Source organism: Rhizobium sp. BK112 (genome assembly GCF_014193215.1).
Taxonomy (GTDB): Bacteria; Pseudomonadota; Alphaproteobacteria; order Rhizobiales; family Rhizobiaceae; genus Rhizobium; species Rhizobium anhuiense.
Window position 1 is genome coordinate 351,486 of the sequence record NZ_JACHYZ010000004.1, and the last position, 17,477, is coordinate 368,962.

Here is a 17,477-nt window from a genome sequence, read left to right on the forward strand (position 1 = left end):
AGAATTATTCTAAATCTAAAGAAGCAGGCGATGACGGTCAAGGGCGCGGGGAAGAATGCTGACAGATTGCCGCAAGCGGGCACGGACGACTTTGGCTCGTTGCGATAAACACCTATATGAGGGCTGCCGCATCACGCGGCGCCGGGGTTTTCGAATGGACAATGACATTCAGGGCCGCCCCGCCCATATCGCGGCGATCCGCGAAAGGGCGGAGGCCGAAATGCGGGAAATGGGCGTCGACGAAGCCTTCATCGATAGGCTGGTCGAGACTTTCTACGCCCGCGTGCTGGCGCATCCCGATCTCGGCCCGGTGTTCGACGCCAGGCTATCCGGCCGCTGGCCGCAGCATATGGCGAAGATGAAGAGCTTCTGGTCGGCCGTCGCCTTCCGCAGCGGCGCCTATGGCGGCAAGCCGGTGCAGGCGCATACAGGTGTTGCAAACCTGACGCCTGAGCTCTTTCCGAAATGGCTGTCGCTGTTTGCCGCAACGCTGGACGACATCGCTCCATCGCCGGAGGCCAAGGCTTGGTTCATGGCGACGGCGGAGCGGATCGCCAAGAGCCTGACGCTTTCGCTGTTCTACAATCCGGCGCTCGACGATCCCAAGCGCACACCCGCCTGATCTATATTCTAAATCTTTATGCTAAGTTTTCGCCGCCGAGGCGGTGGCGCCGGCGCTGGCCGCCACCACGAGCGCGGTACCCAGCATCTGCAGCGCGGTCATCGGCTGGGCCAGGATCAGAAAGCCGGCGAGCGCGCCGAGCGCCGGTTCGAGGCTCATCAGGATGCCGAAGGAGGCCGACGGCATGCGCCGCAGCGCCACCATCTCCAGCGCATAGGGCAAGAGCGGTACGAGGATGGCGAGGCCGAGAACCTCCGCCAGCCCCTTCAACGTGAAGGCGCCGCCTGTCTCGGCAAGGCCGAAGGGGGTTGCGACGAGGCCGGCAACGATCAGCGACATCGACAGGCCTTCCAGCCCCTTGAAGGCAGCCCCGACCTTCTTCGTCAGCAGGATATAGACCGCCCATCCCACAGCCGAGCCGAGAGCGAAGAGGACGCCGGGGAGATTGCCGACCCAGCCTTCGCCGTCATGGGCGAGGAAGAGGATGCCGGCCGCAGCAATCAACGGCCAGAGCAGGCGCCAGGTCAGGCCGTAGCCGAAGACGGCGACCGAGAGCGGCCCGAGGAAATCGATGGCGATCGCCAGGCCGAGCGGCAGCCGCTGGATCGCCGCGAAGAAACACAGCGTCATGGCGGCGGTCGTCGTGCCGAGCAGCAGGGTCGCCCGCCACTGGGCGCCGCTATAACGCAGGAGTGAAGGCCTGACGACAACGGCCAGGATGATCGCCGCGAAAGCAAGCCGCAGCCAGGTGGCGCCGGCAACGCCATAGATCGCAATGGCCGGGGACGACAGCGCCGCGCCGAACTGGATCGAAGACATCGACATCAGGCACATCGCGACACCGGCCGCCAGGCCGCCCGAAGACGACGCCATACCCGGCTGCGGCATCAAAGCTGCGCCATCCGTCCCGGTCTCGATAGTCTTGATGTCCATGTGGCCCCCGATCCTGGCGCGGTTCTAAGCCGAAGACGGGGGAGAACCAAATTCAAACTTTTCATGCCGGGATCAAGAGCGCTGATGCTGGGGAATGCCAGGAAACGACAGGTGATGCGGGAGATCGAGTTCACGCTTTAACCAGGCGATCGCCGATGGTGATGCAATATCACCGGCGGCCAGCAAGGATGACTTCTTCGGCGTCTTCGAAGCTCATGTCGAAGACCCTCCTGCCGATGTCGAAGCTGAAGCCGTTGCGGGCGAAGGCTGAAAGCTCTTTAGCCTTTCGCTTGTCGTCGAGCTCGACCCGGCGGAAAGGGCCGAAGGCGCGTTTGCGGGCAAATATCGCGGCCGCATAGAGATCGTCGGCCTGCTCAAGTGCTGCCTCGACCTTGTCGCTGGAGACGCCCTTGACGGCAAGTTTCTGGGCGATCGCGCGTTTTGATTTGCCGCCGCGCACGGCAGAGCGGGTGCTGATCTCCGCATAGGCGCTATCGTCGAGCACCTTGTTGTCATAGGCAAATTTGACGGCGAAATCGGCAACGGCTTTCACTTGCGCCGCGCTGATATCTTCGAATTTCTCCTTCGCCTTGCGGGTGATGGCGTCAAACAGCTGCTTTTCCGTCATCATCCGCCGCTCCAGGCGATAGATGGCGGAATTGCGCGCCCAGCTCAGCATGCGGGGTGTCGGGATGTCGGAGGGAACTGTCTCATCGGTCATCGGCAGTGATCAGGCTTCCAGACCCTTGAGGACGTTGGCGACGTTGATGCCGATTTCCGGCACGCCGTAACCGCCCTCCATGCAGGCCAGCACCGGCAGGCCGGCGGCTGATATCATCGCGCCCATGCGGGTGAAATCATCGGAAGTCAGGCTGAAAAAGGAGATCGGATCGCGCTCGAAGGTATCGACCCCAAGCGCCACGACGATCGCCTCGGCGCCGAAGTCTTTGATCCGCGCCAGCGCATCGTTTAGCGCCGAAGACCAGACATCAAAGGGCGTGCCCGGTGGCATTGGATAGTTGCGGTTGGCACCAACGCCCTCCCCCTCGCCTTCCTCGTCGGCATGGCCGAGGAAATAGGGAAAGGCGTGCATGGGATCGCCATGCAGAGAGGCGGTGAAGACATCGCCTCTGTGATAGAAGAGATCCTGGGTGCCGTTGCCATGATGGAAATCGACATCCAGCACCGCAACCTTCGCCGCACCATGATCGCGCAGCCGCTGTGCGGCGACGCCCGCATTGTTGATGAAGCAGTAGCCGCCGAAGAGATCGATGCCGGCATGGTGGCCGGGTGGGCGGCAGAGCGAAAAGGCGAAACGATTGCCCTCGGCCAGCCAGTCGGCGCCGGTGACGGCACAGCGCATGGAGGCGATCGCCGCCTCGTAGGACCCCTTGGTGATCGAGGTGTCGGCGGCATTGGCATAATGGCCGATCGCGCCAACGATATTGTCGGGCACGCGCTGGCTGGTGCGGCGAACGGGAAAGGAATTGGCGATCGCCTCGCCGGTGAAGCCGGCGGCCACCCAGCGATCCCAGACGCTGGCGAGAAAATCCAGATAGGCGGGATCATGCACCTTCAGCGCCGTTTCCAGCCCGTGCGCATCGGGCGCCACCACGTCGGTAAAGCCCGCCTCCTTGACCGCCGCCAGGATCCATTCGGCACGGAACGGCGCCTCGAAGGGCGTCACCAGTTGGCCGGCATGCAGTTCCGTTTTGGCATCGCGCAGCTTGTGGTCTTCGGAATAGATGACGCGCATTTCAGATCCTGCCCCTTGATTGACAATCGAGACTTACACGGCTCGGCCGCGACAAAAAAGCGGAACGGCGCTCTTGATCGTCAAGCTATATGACGCCACCTTCGCCGGTGTTTTGAGAACGAGGAAATTTTCCGCATGAAAGTGCTGATGGTCGATGTCGACGGCGTGCTCATTCATGGTCGACCGACCGACGGGCTGCCGCACTTCACCTATCTGGAACGCGATCTCGGCCTGCGTGTCGACCTGCTGCAGCAGGAATTCTTTCAGACCCACTGGCGTGAGATCATTGTCGGCCGCGCGGCGCTGGAACCCAGGCTCACCGGCGTGCTCGCAAAGATCGCGCCGCATCTCAGCGCCGAAACGCTGATCGACTATTGGTTCGAAAACGATTCCCGCCTCGACCGCAATCTGCTGGAAGAGCTCGCTATCCTCCGGCAAAGCGGCATCACCCTTTTCCTGGCGACCAACCAGGAGCATAGGCGGGCGCGCTACCTGATGGAGCAGGCCGGCCTGGACGCGCATTTCGACGACATCATCTATTCCGCAGCACTCGGGCACAGCAAGCCTTCGCCCGATTTCTTCCGGCTGGCGACCGAACGCGCCGGCGTGGCGCCCGGCCAAATCGCCTTCATCGACGATATGGCCGAAAATATCGAAGCGGCGCGGCAGTTCGGCTGGAATGCTGCGCAATGGACGGCGGGCGCGACGCTTGGCGGCGCGCTTCCCGTCTTCGCCAGGCCGGCCTGAGCGAGGCCGGGGCAATCAGGCAAGCCGCTTGTAGAACAGGGTGGTGGCGCAGAATCCGCCTTCCGGCCACAGCGCATAATCGGGAATGACGCCGACACGCTGCCAGCCCAGGCGCGGATAGATCGCCTCGGCATCGCTGCCGGTTGCCGTATCGAGCACGAGCAGGGTCTTGCCACGCTTGGCCGCCTCGCGCTCGGCGGCATCCATCAGCAGCCGGGCGAGGCCCTTGCCGCGGGCGGAACGATGCACCAGCAGCTTCTTCAGATCACCGCGATGCGGCTGGTTCGGCATCTGCGCGGCCCCCACCTGCACGGTCCCGACGATCCTGCCGTCGAGTTCGGCGACCAGCAACAGGTTGCCGCCGGAGGCGACGGCATCGGCGACATCGCGCCAATAGGGCTCGGCATCTTCAGGCCCATAGGGCTGCATGAAGCCGACGGAGGCGCCGCCTGCGACGCAATCGGCCAGCACCTGCGACAGCGCCGGCACGGCGGCTCGGGCCTCGTCGGCGGAAAGGGTACGAATGTCGGGCATGCTGCTCTCCTGAATAGATGCTGTTATCGGCCGCCGCGATCGAGCACGACGCAATAACGCGCCGGCGCGTTGCCGGGATTGTGGAAGATGTGACCCTCGCCGACCGGCATGAAGAGGCAATCGCCCGGCCGCAGCCGGTAGACCGTTTCACCCGCCGTCATTTCCAGCTCGCCATCGAACAGCCAGATATGCTGCGTCATGCCGTGGGAGGCGGCATGCGGGGGGAAGCTGACACGCGCGCCAGCGGGGAATTCGACCTCGACGATATCGACATCGGAGGCAGTGCCGGGTGCGGAGATCGAGCGCCTAATATAACCGGTCTCCGGGTCGCGCCAGACCTGCTGCTCCTGCCGGCGAACAAGCGGCGAGGCCTGCTGTCCCTCCTCCGCGAAGAAGGCCGACAGCGACAGGCCGAGCGCCGCACAGATCCTTGCCAGCAGCGAGGCGGTCGGGCTCGCCTCCGCCCGCTCGATGCGCGAGATCATCGCGCGGCTGACGCCGGAGGCCGCGGCAAGATCATCCAGCGTCAGACCTTTTTTGACCCGCAGCGTGCGGATGCGGATGCCGATCGCCTGTTCGAGTTCCGGTTCCATCTCTCAATCCATGATTCTACTATAAGAGAAATACATTATCCGATGATGGAATCAAGTCTCCTCGCGCGGCGAAACCCGCCTTGCTTTCACCACGGCAGCGTCGATATATGACGGCGCAATCGAGGTAGGAGGCAATGATGGACGCCAGCACGCAGAGCACGGACCTGACGGGAAGCTTCACAGCTGCCGCCTGGGACAGGATCGCCCCTGTTATGGCTGAAATCGAGGCCTTGCCGCTGCTGCTGCGCCTTTCGGACGGCACGCTGCCGCCGGAGGTCTTCCGGCACTATATCCTTCAGGATGCGCTCTACCTGAAGCATTATGCGCGATGCCTCGCCATCGTTGCGGCCAAGGCGCCCGACAATGCGCAGGTGCTGCGCTTCCTCGGTTCGGCGCAGAAGGCCATCACCGTCGAGCAGGGCCTGCATGCCGGCTTCCTCACCCAGTTCGGCATCACGTCGGCGGATGTTTCAGCCGCAGAACCCTCGCCTGCGGGCTTTGCCTATACCAACTTCCTGCTTGCCACCGCCTATCACAGTTCCTACGCGGTTGCGCTTTCCTCCATCCTCCCCTGCTTCTGGATCTACTGGCACGTTGGCGAAGCGATCAAGAACCGGCCTGCTATCGAGGGCAATGCCTTCCAGACCTGGATCAACACCTATGGCGATCCGCAATTTGCCGCCGGCGCCCGTGAAGTGATCGCGCTGACCGACATCGCCGCCCGCGCCGCATCGCCGGTGGAGCGTGCCCAGATGACCGATGTCTTCGTGCGGGCCTCGCAATATGAATGGATGTTCTGGGATTCGGCCTGGCGGCTGGAGACGTGGCCGGTCTGACACGCGTCCGACAAGCTGCAAAATAGCGTAAACAGCGGGCTAATTACCGCTTTGCGGCAAGGGGCGGCGCTGCTATATGGCGCGCATGAGCACCAATTCGACCACTCCGCTTTCCCATATCCGCAATTTTTCGATCGTGGCCCATATCGACCACGGCAAATCGACGCTGGCCGACCGCCTGATCCAGACGACGGGCGGGCTTGCCGAGCGCGAAATGTCCGAGCAGGTGCTCGACAATATGGATATCGAGCGCGAGCGCGGCATCACCATCAAGGCCCAGACCGTGCGCCTGCACTACCAGGCAAACAATGGCGAGAAATACATTCTCAACCTGATCGACACGCCCGGCCACGTCGACTTCGCCTATGAAGTCTCGCGGTCGCTGTCGGCCTGCGAGGGTTCGCTGCTCGTCGTCGACGCCAGCCAGGGCGTCGAAGCGCAGACGCTCGCCAATGTCTATCAGGCGATCGACAACAACCACGAGATCGTCACCGTTCTCAACAAGATCGACCTGCCGGCCGCCGAACCCGACCGCATCAAGGAACAGATCGAGGAAGTGATCGGCATCGACGCCTCGGAGGCGGTGCTGATTTCGGCCAAGACCGGCCTCGGCATTCCCGATGTGCTGGAAGCGATCGTCCACAAGCTGCCGGCGCCGAAGAGCCCAGGCGGCGACAAGGCGCCGCTGAAGGCGCTGCTCGTCGACAGCTGGTACGACACCTATCTCGGCGTCATGGTTCTCGTGCGCATCATCGACGGCGTGCTGACCAAGGGCCAGACGGTGCGGATGATGGGCACCGATGCAAAATACCAGGTGGAGCGCGTCGGCGTGCTGACACCGAAGATGGTCACTGTCGACAGCCTCGGCCCCGGCGAGATCGGCTTCATCACCGCCTCGATCAAGGAAGTGGCCGATACCCGCGTCGGCGATACGATCACCGAGGACAAGCGGCCGACGGCCGCAGCGCTGCCGGGCTTCAAGCCGGCGCAGCCGGTGGTGTTCTGCGGCCTGTTCCCGGTCGATGCCGCCGATTTCGAGGATCTGCGCGCCGCCATGGGCAAGCTTCGCCTCAACGACGCCTCTTTCTCCTTCGAAATGGAATCGTCGGCCGCCCTCGGCTTCGGTTTCCGCTGCGGCTTCCTCGGCCTGCTGCATCTCGAAATCATCCAGGAACGGCTCGAGCGCGAGTTCGACCTCGACCTCATCGCCACCGCACCCTCCGTCGTCTACAAGATGTACATGACCGACGGCACAGAGCGCGAACTGCACAATCCGGCCGACATGCCCGATGTCGTCAAGATCTCCGAAATCCATGAGCCGTGGATCCGCGCGACGATCCTGACGCCGGACGATTATCTCGGCGGCATCCTGAAGCTTTGCCAGGACCGGCGCGGCATCCAGATCGAGCTCACTTATGTCGGCACGCGCGCGATGCTGACCTACGACCTGCCGCTCAACGAAGTCGTCTTCGATTTCTACGACCGGCTGAAGTCGATCTCCAAGGGCTATGCCTCCTTCGATTACGCGCTGACCGACCACCGCGAGGGCAACCTCGTGAAGATGTCGATCCTCGTCAACGGCGAGCCGGTCGACGCGCTGTCGATGATGGTGCACCGGACGGCCGCCGAAAAGCGCGGCCGCGACATGTGCGAGAAGCTCAAGGAGCTGATCCCGAAGCACATGTTCAAGATCCCGATCCAGGCGGCGATCGGCGGCAACGTCATTGCCCGTGAGACAATCTCGGCGCTGCGCAAAGACGTGACCGCGAAATGCTACGGCGGCGACGCCACCCGCAAGCGCAAGCTGCTCGACAAGCAGAAGGCCGGCAAAAAGCGTATGCGCCAGTTCGGCAAGGTGGAGATTCCGCAGGAAGCGTTTATTGCGGCGCTGAAGATGGGCGACGAATAACGCTTCTCAACGACATTTTATGCGCATATGATCTGCGCATAAAATTGAGGAGATCGCTGTGGCTCAGCGGCCAAGAAAAGCAGCAAACCTGTCCCTCGATGAAGGTCTCCTCTCCGAGGCGCGCGAACTCCAGATTAACATATCTCGGGCGGCGGAAGATGGCATCGCACAGGCAATAAAGGCCGAGCGCGAGCGGCTATGGCGTATCGAGAACGCCGAGGCTATCCGGCTGGAAAACGAATATGTTGAAAAGCACGGCTTGCCATTCGCCAAATACCGTCAGTTTTAATGGCACGCTTTCACGTCTATCGCCTTAAAAGCGGGAATGTCCTGGCCATCGATCTTCAAGCCAATCTGCTTGACGATCTGCCTTCGCGAGTCATGGTCCCGCTGCATCCGGTGCAAGAGCTGAGCTGGTCGATCTCGCGACTGAACCCACGCTTTGCCATCGAGGGTGAAGCCTATGTCATGGCCACCCAGCGCATGGCATCGATCCCGACGGCGGAAATAGGAAAAATAGTCGCAGATCTATCGGGCAAAAGCGATGCCATCACCAGCGCCGTAGATTTTCTCTTCCAGGGCTTCTGAGCGTTCACCCCCTGCCCATATATTCCTTCACCAGCCCCTCATAGGCGTTCATCTCCGGCAGCGCCGCGTAGCTGTGCACCGCGCCGGTCTCGGCGAAGGACAGCTTCTCGCTCGTCCATGTCTCGATGAAGGGCGTGAACCAGCTGGGGTCGTCGAGCATGGTCGCGCGCAGATTGACGAACCAGTCCATGCCTTCCGGCCGGGTGAACATCCAGCTCATGCAATGCGGGCAGAAATAATGTTTCGTAACGCCGTGCAGGCCGCCGATCACCGGCTCGCCTTTCGTGACCTCGAAGCCTTCGCTGGGAATGGCGGCGCTCAGCGAATAGGCGCTCGCGGTCATCCTCTGGCAGCCCGTGCAATGGCAGGCCATGGTCAGCAGCGGCGGGGCGCTGATCTTCAGCCGCACCTGGCCGCAACGGCAGCCGCCTTGCATGGGTAGATTCAGTTCGCTCATGATTTTCCTCCCGTTTTGCCCTTTGATCTAGCGGAGCTTTCGCCGCTGTCGAGATGACAAGGCCACTGCGGACGGCAAGGCCGCCGCGAAATGGGTGGCCTTGTCGAGCGCCTTAAGCGACGGCTTCGCGGCGGGAGCCGTCACGGCCGCGCAAGCCCGTCGCCATCACCAGCGCGCCAAGCGCGGCGGCGGCGAGCGGCACCAGAAGGGCGACACGCAGGGATTCCAGCCGCGCTTCTGGAGAGACTTCGTCACCCAGCATATAGGCGCCGATCGCGCTGACGCCGGAAAGCCCGAGTGCGGCTCCGAACTGGATTGCTGTATTGACCAACCCGCTGGCAAGCCCGTGCTCGTCCTCGGCAATGCCGTCGGTCGCGACGATGGTCAGCGGGCCATAGCCGAGCGCGAAGGCAAGGCCGAGCAGCAGCATCGACGGGAACATGGCGGCATAGGTCCAATCGAAGCCCATGCGCAAGAACAGCCCATAGCAGGCAAGCGCCAGCAGGAAACCGGCGAGGATGACGCGGACATTGCCGAAGCGGTCGACAAGCCGCGGCGTCAGGATCGGCGCGACCACCGCATCGATGCCGATCGCCATCAGCGCCAAGCTCGTCTGCATCGGCGTCCAGCCGAGCAGTTCCTGCAGATAAAGCGAGGCGATGAACTGGAAGCCGAAAAAAGAGCCGGCAAACAGCAGGGCGCCGAGATTGGCGCGGATCAGCGCGGCCGAACGCAGGATCCCAAGGCGCACCAGCGGAGCGGACGAGCCGCGCTCGATCAGGATGAAGGCAAGCCAGAGCAGCGCGCTCACTGCAAAGGCGGCGATCGTCCATTCCGTACCCTCGCCCGGATGCTCGAGCCGGATGACGCCATAGGCGGCCAGCAGCATGGCGCCGGTCAGCGCGATCGCGCCTGATATATCGAATTTTCCCCGGGCGGTTCCCGCATCCCTGTCTGTGATCAGCCGAGGGCCGACGGCAAGCAGGATCGCCGCCAGCACCACCGGCGCGAAGAATACCCAGCGCCAGTCGATGGCAGCAAGCAGGCCACCGGCGACGAGGCCGAGCGAGAAGCCGGCCGAGGCCGTCGATGCATAGATCATCACCGCCCTGTTGCGCTGCGGCCCCTCCGGGAAATTGGCGGTAATGAGCGCAAGGCCTGCTGGCGTCATGAAGGCGGAGGCGGCGCCGGTGACGAAACGCGCGACAAGCAGCATCCAGCCCTCGCTCGCGAAACCACCGAGGCCGGAGAAGGCGAGGAAGATCGTCAGCGCCGTCAGGAAGACCCGCTTCTTGCCGAAGATATCGGCGGCCCGGCCGCCCAGCAGCATGAAGCCGGCATAACCCAGCACATAAGCGCTGACGACGGCGCTGAGCGTCGTTGTCGACAGGCCGAGATCGGCGCGGATCGCCGGCAGCGCGATATTGAGCATGGCGACATCGATGCCTTCGAGGAAGATCGCGCCGCAGAGCACGATCAGCGCACCGGCTACGCGGGCGTTCATGCGGCCTTCACTTGTCTTGGTCTGGGAAGATGGGTTGGACATGAAATCCGTTCCTTCGGTTGACACGCTGAAACAACGGGGCGAGGCATGAAGTTACTTTTCATGCCTTAGTTCCCTCTTGTAACCAAAGCTTAGTTAAGACATGATCCGGCCCCATGGAAGAAGGCACTTCAAACTCACCGAGTGACATTTGCAGCACCGGCAAGGACGACAACGTCCTGCCCGGCAAGGACGATAGCGTCCTGCCCGGCAAGGACTACGACGTCCTGCAATGGGATGCGCGCGAGGAGTGCGAGGTCCGGCAGATCCTCGACCGGATCGCCGACAAGTGGTCGCTGCTCGTCATTGCGCTGCTCGAAAAACGCACGCTTCGCTTCACGGAATTGAAGAGGAATATCGACGGCATCAGCCAGCGCATGCTGACGACGACGCTCAGGCACCTGGAGCGAGACGGCATCATCGAGCGCACCGTCTATCCCGTCGTGCCGCCGAAGGTCGACTATGCGTTGACGCCGCTCGGCTGCACCCTGCACGAGACGATCCGTTCGCTGGTGCTGTGGACCGAGCAGAACCAGGCCGGCATTATCGCCGCGCGGCAACGCTACGACGAACGGGCCAGCGATGGTCTGTAGCCGGCGAACGAATTCTGTCGACCGTTAGGGATAGTTAATGTTGCATCGTCCGAACTACCGGATGCGGGCCGGGTTGCCGACCACGGTGGCGCCGGCCGGCACATCCCTGGTCACCACCGCGCCAGCACCGACGATCGCGCCCTCGCCGATCGTGATGCCGCCGAGGATTCCAGCGCTTCCCCCGATCCAGACGTCGTTGCCGATCGTGACCGGCCGGGCGATCTCGATGCCGGTGCTGCGAAGTGCAGCATCCTTGTGGTGCTCGGCGCAATAGATCTGCACGCCGGGGCCGAACATGCTGCGATCGCCGATCGTCACCCGGCCGGAATCGAGGATAGTGCAGCCGGCATTGAAATAGACGCGCTCGCCGAGGGTGATGTTGATGCCGTAGGAGCAGTGAAACGGCGCTTCGATGAAGACATCCGATGCTGCCTGCGCAAACAGCGCCCTCAGGGCCGGCGCCATCGCGCCGCGCTCATCCGGCGGCATTGTATTGTGTGCGTGGACGGCCAAGCGCGCCTGCCGGCGCAAGTGATCGAGCTCGTCATCGAGGCAGCAATACCATTCACCTGCCGCCATTTTCTCGCGTTCGCTCGCCGGCATGACATCACTCCCTCACGCCGAAGCCTGCGACAGAATTTCGACCTCTTGCCGTTCGATCAGGCTGACCCAGGCCCGCGCAATGGCAAGGCCGGCGGCATCGGCTGCACGCCCATGTCTTGCTGCCAGTTCGGCGTGGCTCTCCAGCCAGCCGGGGGCGATGCGCGCGATCGTCTCGGGGAATTCAGCCTTCCATTGTTCGACGACCGCTGAATTGGCCTCGAAATGGAACTGCGTGCCATAGACGGCGCGGCCGATGCGGAACGCCTGGTTTTCGGCGACGGGGCTCGAGGCAAGACGGACCGCCGCCTCGGGCAGGGAAAACGTGTCGGCATGCCATTCGAAGATGGTGAACTCGCCGCCCAGCGAAGACAGCACCGGATCGGCCCGGCCCTCGGCGGTAACGCCGATCTTATGCCAGCCGAATTCGCGGGCGGTTCCCAGATGATTGTCGGCGCCATAGGCGCGGGCGAGGATCTGGCTGCCCAGGCAGATGCCGAGCACCGCCTTGCCGGCATCGCCGAAGCGGCGCGTGAGCCGCGCGAGCTCCGGCAGATAGGCGTGTGTCTCATCATCCAGCGCGCTCTGCTCGCCGCCGAGAACGACCAGCGCGTCATGGCCCACTACATCCCGCGGCAGGATGCCATCCTGCCACACCCGGAACCACTCGATGTCAGCGCCCGCCTCGTCGAGGGCCTGGGCAAGCGCGCCGAGGCCGGTATTCCTCATGTTTTCGATGACTGCGACGCGCATGGACTTTCCCTGATATGGCCGACGACGGGAAGAGATCATGCCGGCGGGCAGCACGCAAGACGCTTGTGTAAGGGGCGATTGCGCATGCGCACCACAGAGCTTAAATCTCGTCAAACGAAAGGAAATCGCCATGACCGAAAAAGCCCGTGTCTCGATCCTCTACTGTACCCAGTGCAACTGGCTGCTGCGCGCCAGCTGGATGGCGCAAGAGCTGCTGTATACTTTTTCCGACAGCCTCGGCGAAGTGGCGCTGATCCCCGGCACCGGCGGCAATTTCGAGATCCGCGTCAACGGCGATCTCATCTGGGAGCGCAAGCGCGACGGCGGCTTTCCCGGGCCGAAGGAGCTGAAGCAGCGGGTCCGCGACATCGTCGAGCCCGGCCGCGATCTCGGCCACGTCGACCGAGCCTCGCTCGAAAGCTGAGCAGAGCTCGGCGCCAGCGCGAGCGGCCTCAGCGAAAAGGCGAGCGGCAGACCCTGTAGACACCCTCATAGGTGAGGAAGTGATCCGTCCTCGGATTGTAGGAGCGGTATTCGTTGGTGCACCAGGCGATATGCTTGTTCGGATCCTTCGGCTGCACGCGGCGCACCGGCGGCGGATCATAGGTCAGTTGCGGCCGTCCGGCAGCGCCCGGCAGGTAATAGGTCGGCCCCGCGCCCCTCGGCCGGTAATTCGGCTGGACATAGGCCGGACGATGCCATTGCTGCGGCCCGAAACCGAAGCAGCCGCGAAAATCGCAAAGCGTGGAGCCGGTGTTGAGCGGACCGACCCCTGGCTTGCCCAGCTTCAGCGAATCGGCCCCGGCGATGGCGGGTGCGAGAACAGCCAAAAGACCGGCGAGCAGAAGCGTGCGAGAAACGGCCATGATGCAATCCTTTCGGTATTTCCTTTATATAGGGCGCACCAACCGGAGCGCTATGCCTATCCTGCGGCTCTCTCCCGCATGTGATCGGCTGCTTTTTCGCCAACTGTCAGGAAAACTTCAAAAACCCAGTTGACAGTCAGGAGCCGCCCCCTTACATCGCTCTCCGTCGCCCAGATGGCGGAATTGGTAGACGCGCCAGCTTCAGGTGCTGGTACCCGAAAGGGTGTGGAGGTTCGAGTCCTCTTCTGGGCACCATTCCATTCTTGATCGCTACCAAGATCAAGGAGTTAAGCCTTTTCAGATAGGTTGCGCATTTGATGCCTTGTAACAAAGGCGAATCACGATGCGCTTAGGGCTTGGCCGCTAGATAGCTCCCAAGAACGCGCCGAAATCCTCAATTCCAGAATGCATATCCTGCCGCTCTGGAGAGCTGCCCTCCATTGACTCCCTCATCCCCAAATGCGAACATAAAGCGAACAAAATGGAGTCTTGCCGATGATCCGATACGCCGCATCCGCTGACAGCCGCCCTGAGCCTCCACAGGCCCGCGTGGTGTCAGCCGCCAAGCCGGCCCTTGAAATGCGATCCCTCACGCCGATCATTGATGCAGCGGTTACCGCACCTGCGGCCGGTCTGCTACCGCCCAGCCCCGAGTCAGACGAGATCGGCTCCGACACTCGACCGAAAACCCCCAAGCCGCCGCGCCGTGCGGCAACAAAACGCAAGCCTAAGGTCGAAGCGGACGGCACTTCGCTCCAGCTTAGTTTAGATGCCTAGTCCCATGTTGCCGATGCCGGAAGCGCCGGCGCTGGAAACCTCGCGGTTGCGAACTCAAGCCGCGACCCGAGGGCGAACCGCCCTCTTTTGATCTGTCGGAAATCATCAAGCCCGACAGGACATTCGCACCGCGATCATGGGAACTCCCACCATAATCTATAGAGCACTTCGGAATCCCGAAATTGGTTGCCGGATTGAAATTATTGAATATTTTCTCACGGCGAGACCGCTGAAAATGCCACGAATTTCGGAATCCCGAAGCGGGGGAATTTCGGGAATCCGAAGTGGGATTTTTTCTTGGTGCGAGGCGCCAGCCTCTGTCGGCAACCATCGGCCATCGGTATCCAGCACCGTCCTATCGGGATCAGTCGCTTCTGTTCGGATCAACTGCGCCTGCTTGGCGCCCTTCGTAAAGCGGAAGGATGCACCTTCGGCACTCGGGAGACGCTCGAACGGCGGAGAGCGCAGTCTACGAACCAGGGATGCGAGGGCCGTTTCCCTTATCGGGCGATTCGCTGTAGCGGCATCCGGATAGGCATCAGCGCGGCTTCGACCAACGCATGGCGGCGTGGTTCCGGCTTTTCAGGCGGCCATGTGGGGCGTCGTCTTCCCGCTGTCGGGAATAACGGTCAAAACGCCCAGGCCGGCTTCTCTGGCGGCGCTGAGGAGCAATTCCCTCAGCTCGCCCGTCTCGATCTGCCCGGTGATGGCATCGGCGCAGGCCTTTACGGCCACGACGTATTCCTCTCCATCTTCAAACGGCCAGTCCATCATCAGAACTTCGGCTGCGTCCCGGATCGTCCTGACGATCTTGTACTTTTGCCGGCCGCCGAGAAAGAGAACAAGAGGCGCAAAATCCGCCGATGTGTTCCATTGCATGGCATTTTCTCCCTGAGAGTTAGAATATTAGTAACAATGCAAGAAGAATGCCAGTGGAGGCGGAGGCGGTTTTTAGAGGTTTTGCGCGCCAGTCGCCGGGATCATCGGCAGAGGCCGCGCATTCGCGGCCTTTGGCTTCACAACCAGGACATCTAATAAGGAGCTTTCGGCCCTGCCCGGCAGCACCCGCGAGTTGGCCGAGAACGTCAACGCCTGGAGTATTCCGAAGCGGGCGATCAACCCGTCGAGCTATCACGACATGAGCGAGGCCGATATCGAGCGAATGGCGGCGATGCTGATCGATCTTGCGTCGACGCGGATCTGACACAACGGCACGACATTGCCGCCCGAGGAGATCCCCTCAGCGCACTGGCTGATAATGGCCGCGCAGCGGCACCTTGTCGTCCATCGAGATGAAGCCGTCGCGTTCGCAGACATACATCAGCGTTGGCATGCCGCCCGAACGGAAGATCTCATCATAACGGCGGCGGACCTGAACGGTTTCGGTGCGGCAATTATACGATTCTTCCTCCTTCTTCTCCGGCTGCGCCTTGACGCCGGGAAGACCCTTGTAGGGATAGAGGGGTTGAACGCCGGAATCGACGGATTTCGTCCAGTCGACGGCAGAGGCGGATGCCGGGGCGAGGCTCGACACGGCAACGAGCGATATCAGAATCATCAAAAGCCGCACGGAGCTCTCCTGCCGACTATGGGCGCTCTCCAGATGTAGGAAAACCGAAGACCGTCATCAAGCGGCCGAAGCCGGCGACTTCCTGAAATAACTTCTGATGACGGGATGGCCGAAGAGGCCGGCAAGGATGGCAAACCCGGCACCGACGACGAAACCGGCGAGAAAACCGCCGATGATGCCGGCAACCAGCAGGATCATCTTCCCCGGACCATCGGCCTTAACAGGCGGCTCGGCCGGCGAGATGACGCGAATGTTACTCTGGCTGAGGTTCTGCTCCTCGCTCGTCTGGCTGGAGCGTTTCAGAACCGTCTCGTAGATATCGCGCGCCGCAGTCGCCTTGCGCTGCAATTCGTTCAATTCCACCTGCTTGTCCGAGGTACTCGCCTGCAGCGCCTTCTGCACCGCAAGTTCCTTGGCGATGCTGTCTTCGGCGGCCTTTGCCTGCTCGTATTCACCCCGTGCCGAGGTGGCGAGCCGCTGCAATTCGCCCTTGATTTCGCCTGATATGCTCTGGAGCGAGGAGCGGGCCGCCTGCAGGCGCGGATGACGCGTGCCCATCTGGCTTTCGAGGCTGCCGACGGCGGCCGCCTGGGTGGCATATTGCTGACGCAGGCTGACGAGCGGCGAGGTGACGCCGCCTTCCGTCTGGTTGCCGGCGACGATGTCCTCGACGCGGAGATTGGCGACGGCATCGGCGCGCGCTTTCGCCTGGATGGTCTTTTCCTGTGCCGTCACCAGCATCGTGTTCAACGAGACGAGCCGCTGATCGGAAATCAGATTGCCCTCGGTCGCAGCCATGTCGTTGTCGGCGCGGAAGGTTTCGACGGCCTGCTCGGCTTCCAGCACCTTCTGGCGCAGATCGTCGAGGCGTCCGTCGAGCGTCGAGGAGGTGTTTTCGTAAATGCCGTTCGAGGCGTTGTTCTCCTCCTCGGTGAAGGCGGTGACGACCTGGTTGGCAAGCCTTGCGGATTTTTCCGGATCATTCGTCGTGGCGGCAAGCGTGACGACATAGGTGCTGGCCTGGCGGGTGATCACAAGTGCTTTCTGCAGGGCGCCGATCACGGCGGCGCCATCGGTGCGGCCGCCGGTGAATTCCGGATCCTGGTCGAGCTTCATCGTCTCGACGACGCGGCGCAGCACATTGCCCGAGGTCAGGATCTGCACCTGGCTGTCGATCAGAGTCGAGATCATTTCCGGCGAGGGTCCGGAGGATTGCGCGCCGGCATCGGCAAGGCCGATCTGGCGCGGATCGAAATAGAGGCTGCTGACGGCGGTGAATTTCTGAGCGATCCGTGGTGCCACCACAGCGCCGGCAGCCGCGCCGAGCAGCGCCAGACCCAGCACGACCAGCCGCCGGCTCCAGATCGCGGCGATGCTGGAGCGGAGGTCGAGAAGCGGTGCGGCAGGTGCGGAGGCTGCGTTCGACGGCGCGTCGACGACGGGCTCTCTTGCCGGCGGAGGCGGAGGCGCCGGACGCTCATATTGACGGCTTTCCGCCATGCTTGCCGGTGGCACGAAAGGGGGTGGGGTCGGTTCAGGCGCCGGACGGGCGTAATCATCCGGGCGGACGACAGGACTGCGCATGCGTACGCCTTCCGGCGCAGTCTGAGGCGGCTCATAACTGCGCCAGCCAGGGAGCCGGCTTACCCTGTTCCTGTCATACTGGTTCATACGCGCACTCGTGTCCCGCCCAGCGTGAAAGACTGAAGCCGAGGTGCCGAGACTTTAGAAATTCTTAGCTAACGGACCGTTAAAATAATCTGGAGCGACGCCGACGTTGCGATTTTCCGCGATTGCGAG

The 17,477-nt window shown here is 62.5% G+C and carries 22 protein-coding genes and 1 tRNA gene; 10 read left to right on the top strand and 13 right to left on the bottom strand.

What is annotated here, in order from left to right:
• The first annotated feature begins 154 nt into the window (after positions 1-154).
• Positions 155-622, top strand: coding sequence for a group III truncated hemoglobin (locus FHT75_RS14400; protein WP_028757873.1), 468 nt, complete (start codon positions 155-157; stop codon positions 620-622).
• 21 nt (positions 623-643) lie between these two features.
• On the opposite strand, the gene FHT75_RS14405 is transcribed toward FHT75_RS14400, so the two are convergent.
• From FHT75_RS14405 to FHT75_RS14415, 3 genes are all read right to left on the bottom strand, one after another.
• Positions 644-1,555 carry an EamA family transporter gene (locus tag FHT75_RS14405; RefSeq protein WP_097543158.1) on the bottom strand — a complete coding sequence of 304 codons (912 nt, stop codon included), beginning with the start codon at positions 1,553-1,555 and terminating at the stop codon, positions 644-646.
• A 169-nt stretch (positions 1,556-1,724) separates the two neighbouring features.
• Positions 1,725-2,276, bottom strand: coding sequence for a recombination regulator RecX (recX, locus tag FHT75_RS14410; RefSeq protein ID WP_047617521.1), 552 nt, complete (start codon positions 2,274-2,276; stop codon positions 1,725-1,727).
• Positions 2,277-2,285: 9 nt separating this feature from the next.
• Complete coding sequence (locus tag FHT75_RS14415; RefSeq protein WP_097594986.1) at positions 2,286-3,311, bottom strand: histone deacetylase family protein; 1,026 nt, start codon at positions 3,309-3,311, stop codon at positions 2,286-2,288.
• Between the two features lie 135 nt (positions 3,312-3,446).
• Between FHT75_RS14415 and FHT75_RS14420 the strand changes: the two genes are divergently transcribed.
• Positions 3,447-4,058: an HAD family hydrolase gene (locus FHT75_RS14420; RefSeq protein WP_047617519.1), complete on the top strand. Its 612-nt coding sequence runs from the start codon at positions 3,447-3,449 to the stop codon at positions 4,056-4,058.
• Between the two features lie 15 nt (positions 4,059-4,073).
• Here the strand turns inward: FHT75_RS14420 and FHT75_RS14425 are convergent, their stop codons facing one another.
• The gene (locus tag FHT75_RS14425) at positions 4,074-4,592 is read right to left on the bottom strand and encodes a GNAT family N-acetyltransferase (protein WP_028757878.1); all 519 of its coding nucleotides are present in this window, start codon (positions 4,590-4,592) and stop codon (positions 4,074-4,076) included.
• Positions 4,593-4,615: 23 nt separating this feature from the next.
• A complete protein-coding gene (locus FHT75_RS14430; protein WP_047617517.1) occupies positions 4,616-5,185 on the bottom strand; it encodes a helix-turn-helix domain-containing protein in 570 nt (189 codons plus the stop codon).
• A gap of 137 nt (positions 5,186-5,322) precedes the next feature.
• Between FHT75_RS14430 and tenA the strand changes: the two genes are divergently transcribed.
• The 4 genes from tenA to FHT75_RS14450 all read left to right on the top strand — a co-directional run bounded on the left by tenA (position 5,323) and on the right by FHT75_RS14450 (position 8,518).
• Positions 5,323-6,021 carry a thiaminase II gene (gene tenA, locus FHT75_RS14435; RefSeq protein ID WP_063474848.1) on the top strand — a complete coding sequence of 233 codons (699 nt, stop codon included), beginning with the start codon at positions 5,323-5,325 and terminating at the stop codon, positions 6,019-6,021.
• Between the two features lie 76 nt (positions 6,022-6,097).
• Complete coding sequence (gene lepA, locus FHT75_RS14440; RefSeq protein WP_028757881.1) at positions 6,098-7,930, top strand: translation elongation factor 4; 1,833 nt, start codon at positions 6,098-6,100, stop codon at positions 7,928-7,930.
• Between the two features lie 58 nt (positions 7,931-7,988).
• A complete protein-coding gene (locus FHT75_RS14445) occupies positions 7,989-8,219 on the top strand; it encodes a type II toxin-antitoxin system CcdA family antitoxin (protein WP_063474849.1) in 231 nt (76 codons plus the stop codon).
• Entirely contained in the window at positions 8,219-8,518 is a 300-nt protein-coding gene (locus tag FHT75_RS14450; protein WP_063474850.1) for a CcdB family protein, read from the top strand. Before FHT75_RS14445 ends, FHT75_RS14450 begins: the two co-directional genes overlap by 1 nt.
• A gap of 4 nt (positions 8,519-8,522) precedes the next feature.
• Here FHT75_RS14450 and FHT75_RS14455 read toward each other — a convergent pair whose 3' ends face one another.
• Entirely contained in the window at positions 8,523-8,975 is a 453-nt protein-coding gene (locus FHT75_RS14455) for a GFA family protein (protein WP_028757882.1), read from the bottom strand.
• A 112-nt stretch (positions 8,976-9,087) separates the two neighbouring features.
• The gene (locus FHT75_RS14460; RefSeq protein ID WP_048338495.1) at positions 9,088-10,521 is read right to left on the bottom strand and encodes an MFS transporter; all 1,434 of its coding nucleotides are present in this window, start codon (positions 10,519-10,521) and stop codon (positions 9,088-9,090) included.
• Positions 10,522-10,634: 113 nt separating this feature from the next.
• Between FHT75_RS14460 and FHT75_RS14465 the strand changes: the two genes are divergently transcribed.
• On the top strand, positions 10,635-11,111 hold the full coding sequence (locus FHT75_RS14465) for a winged helix-turn-helix transcriptional regulator (RefSeq protein WP_080759944.1): 477 nt from the start codon (positions 10,635-10,637) through the stop codon (positions 11,109-11,111).
• Positions 11,112-11,165: 54 nt separating this feature from the next.
• Here FHT75_RS14465 and FHT75_RS14470 read toward each other — a convergent pair whose 3' ends face one another.
• Complete coding sequence (locus tag FHT75_RS14470) at positions 11,166-11,714, bottom strand: sugar O-acetyltransferase (protein ID WP_183844880.1); 549 nt, start codon at positions 11,712-11,714, stop codon at positions 11,166-11,168.
• Between the two features lie 12 nt (positions 11,715-11,726).
• Entirely contained in the window at positions 11,727-12,464 is a 738-nt protein-coding gene (locus tag FHT75_RS14475; protein ID WP_063474851.1) for a type 1 glutamine amidotransferase, read from the bottom strand.
• Positions 12,465-12,594: 130 nt separating this feature from the next.
• On the opposite strand from FHT75_RS14475, the gene FHT75_RS14480 reads away from it, so the two are divergent.
• Complete coding sequence (locus FHT75_RS14480; RefSeq protein ID WP_028756410.1) at positions 12,595-12,888, top strand: SelT/SelW/SelH family protein; 294 nt, start codon at positions 12,595-12,597, stop codon at positions 12,886-12,888.
• Positions 12,889-12,916: 28 nt separating this feature from the next.
• Here the strand turns inward: FHT75_RS14480 and FHT75_RS14485 are convergent, their stop codons facing one another.
• The gene (locus tag FHT75_RS14485) at positions 12,917-13,330 is read right to left on the bottom strand and encodes a BA14K family protein (RefSeq protein ID WP_063474852.1); all 414 of its coding nucleotides are present in this window, start codon (positions 13,328-13,330) and stop codon (positions 12,917-12,919) included.
• 168 nt (positions 13,331-13,498) lie between these two features.
• Between FHT75_RS14485 and FHT75_RS14490 the strand changes: the two genes are divergently transcribed.
• A tRNA-Leu gene (locus FHT75_RS14490) sits at positions 13,499-13,585 on the top strand.
• Between the two features lie 1,104 nt (positions 13,586-14,689).
• Here FHT75_RS14490 and FHT75_RS14495 read toward each other — a convergent pair.
• A complete protein-coding gene (locus FHT75_RS14495) occupies positions 14,690-14,986 on the bottom strand; it encodes a DUF982 domain-containing protein (protein ID WP_028756405.1) in 297 nt (98 codons plus the stop codon).
• Between the two features lie 193 nt (positions 14,987-15,179).
• Here FHT75_RS14495 and FHT75_RS36260 point away from each other — a divergent pair, with 193 nt between their 5' ends.
• Positions 15,180-15,311: a hypothetical protein gene (locus tag FHT75_RS36260; protein WP_254960412.1), complete on the top strand. Its 132-nt coding sequence runs from the start codon at positions 15,180-15,182 to the stop codon at positions 15,309-15,311.
• Positions 15,312-15,347: 36 nt separating this feature from the next.
• On the opposite strand, the gene FHT75_RS14505 is transcribed toward FHT75_RS36260, so the two are convergent.
• Entirely contained in the window at positions 15,348-15,677 is a 330-nt protein-coding gene (locus tag FHT75_RS14505; RefSeq protein WP_028757897.1) for a hypothetical protein, read from the bottom strand.
• 57 nt (positions 15,678-15,734) lie between these two features.
• Positions 15,735-17,348 (bottom strand): GumC family protein, encoded by a 1,614-nt coding sequence (locus tag FHT75_RS14510; protein ID WP_028757898.1) that lies wholly within the window; start codon positions 17,346-17,348, stop codon positions 15,735-15,737.
• Between the last annotated feature and the right edge of the window lie 129 nt (positions 17,349-17,477).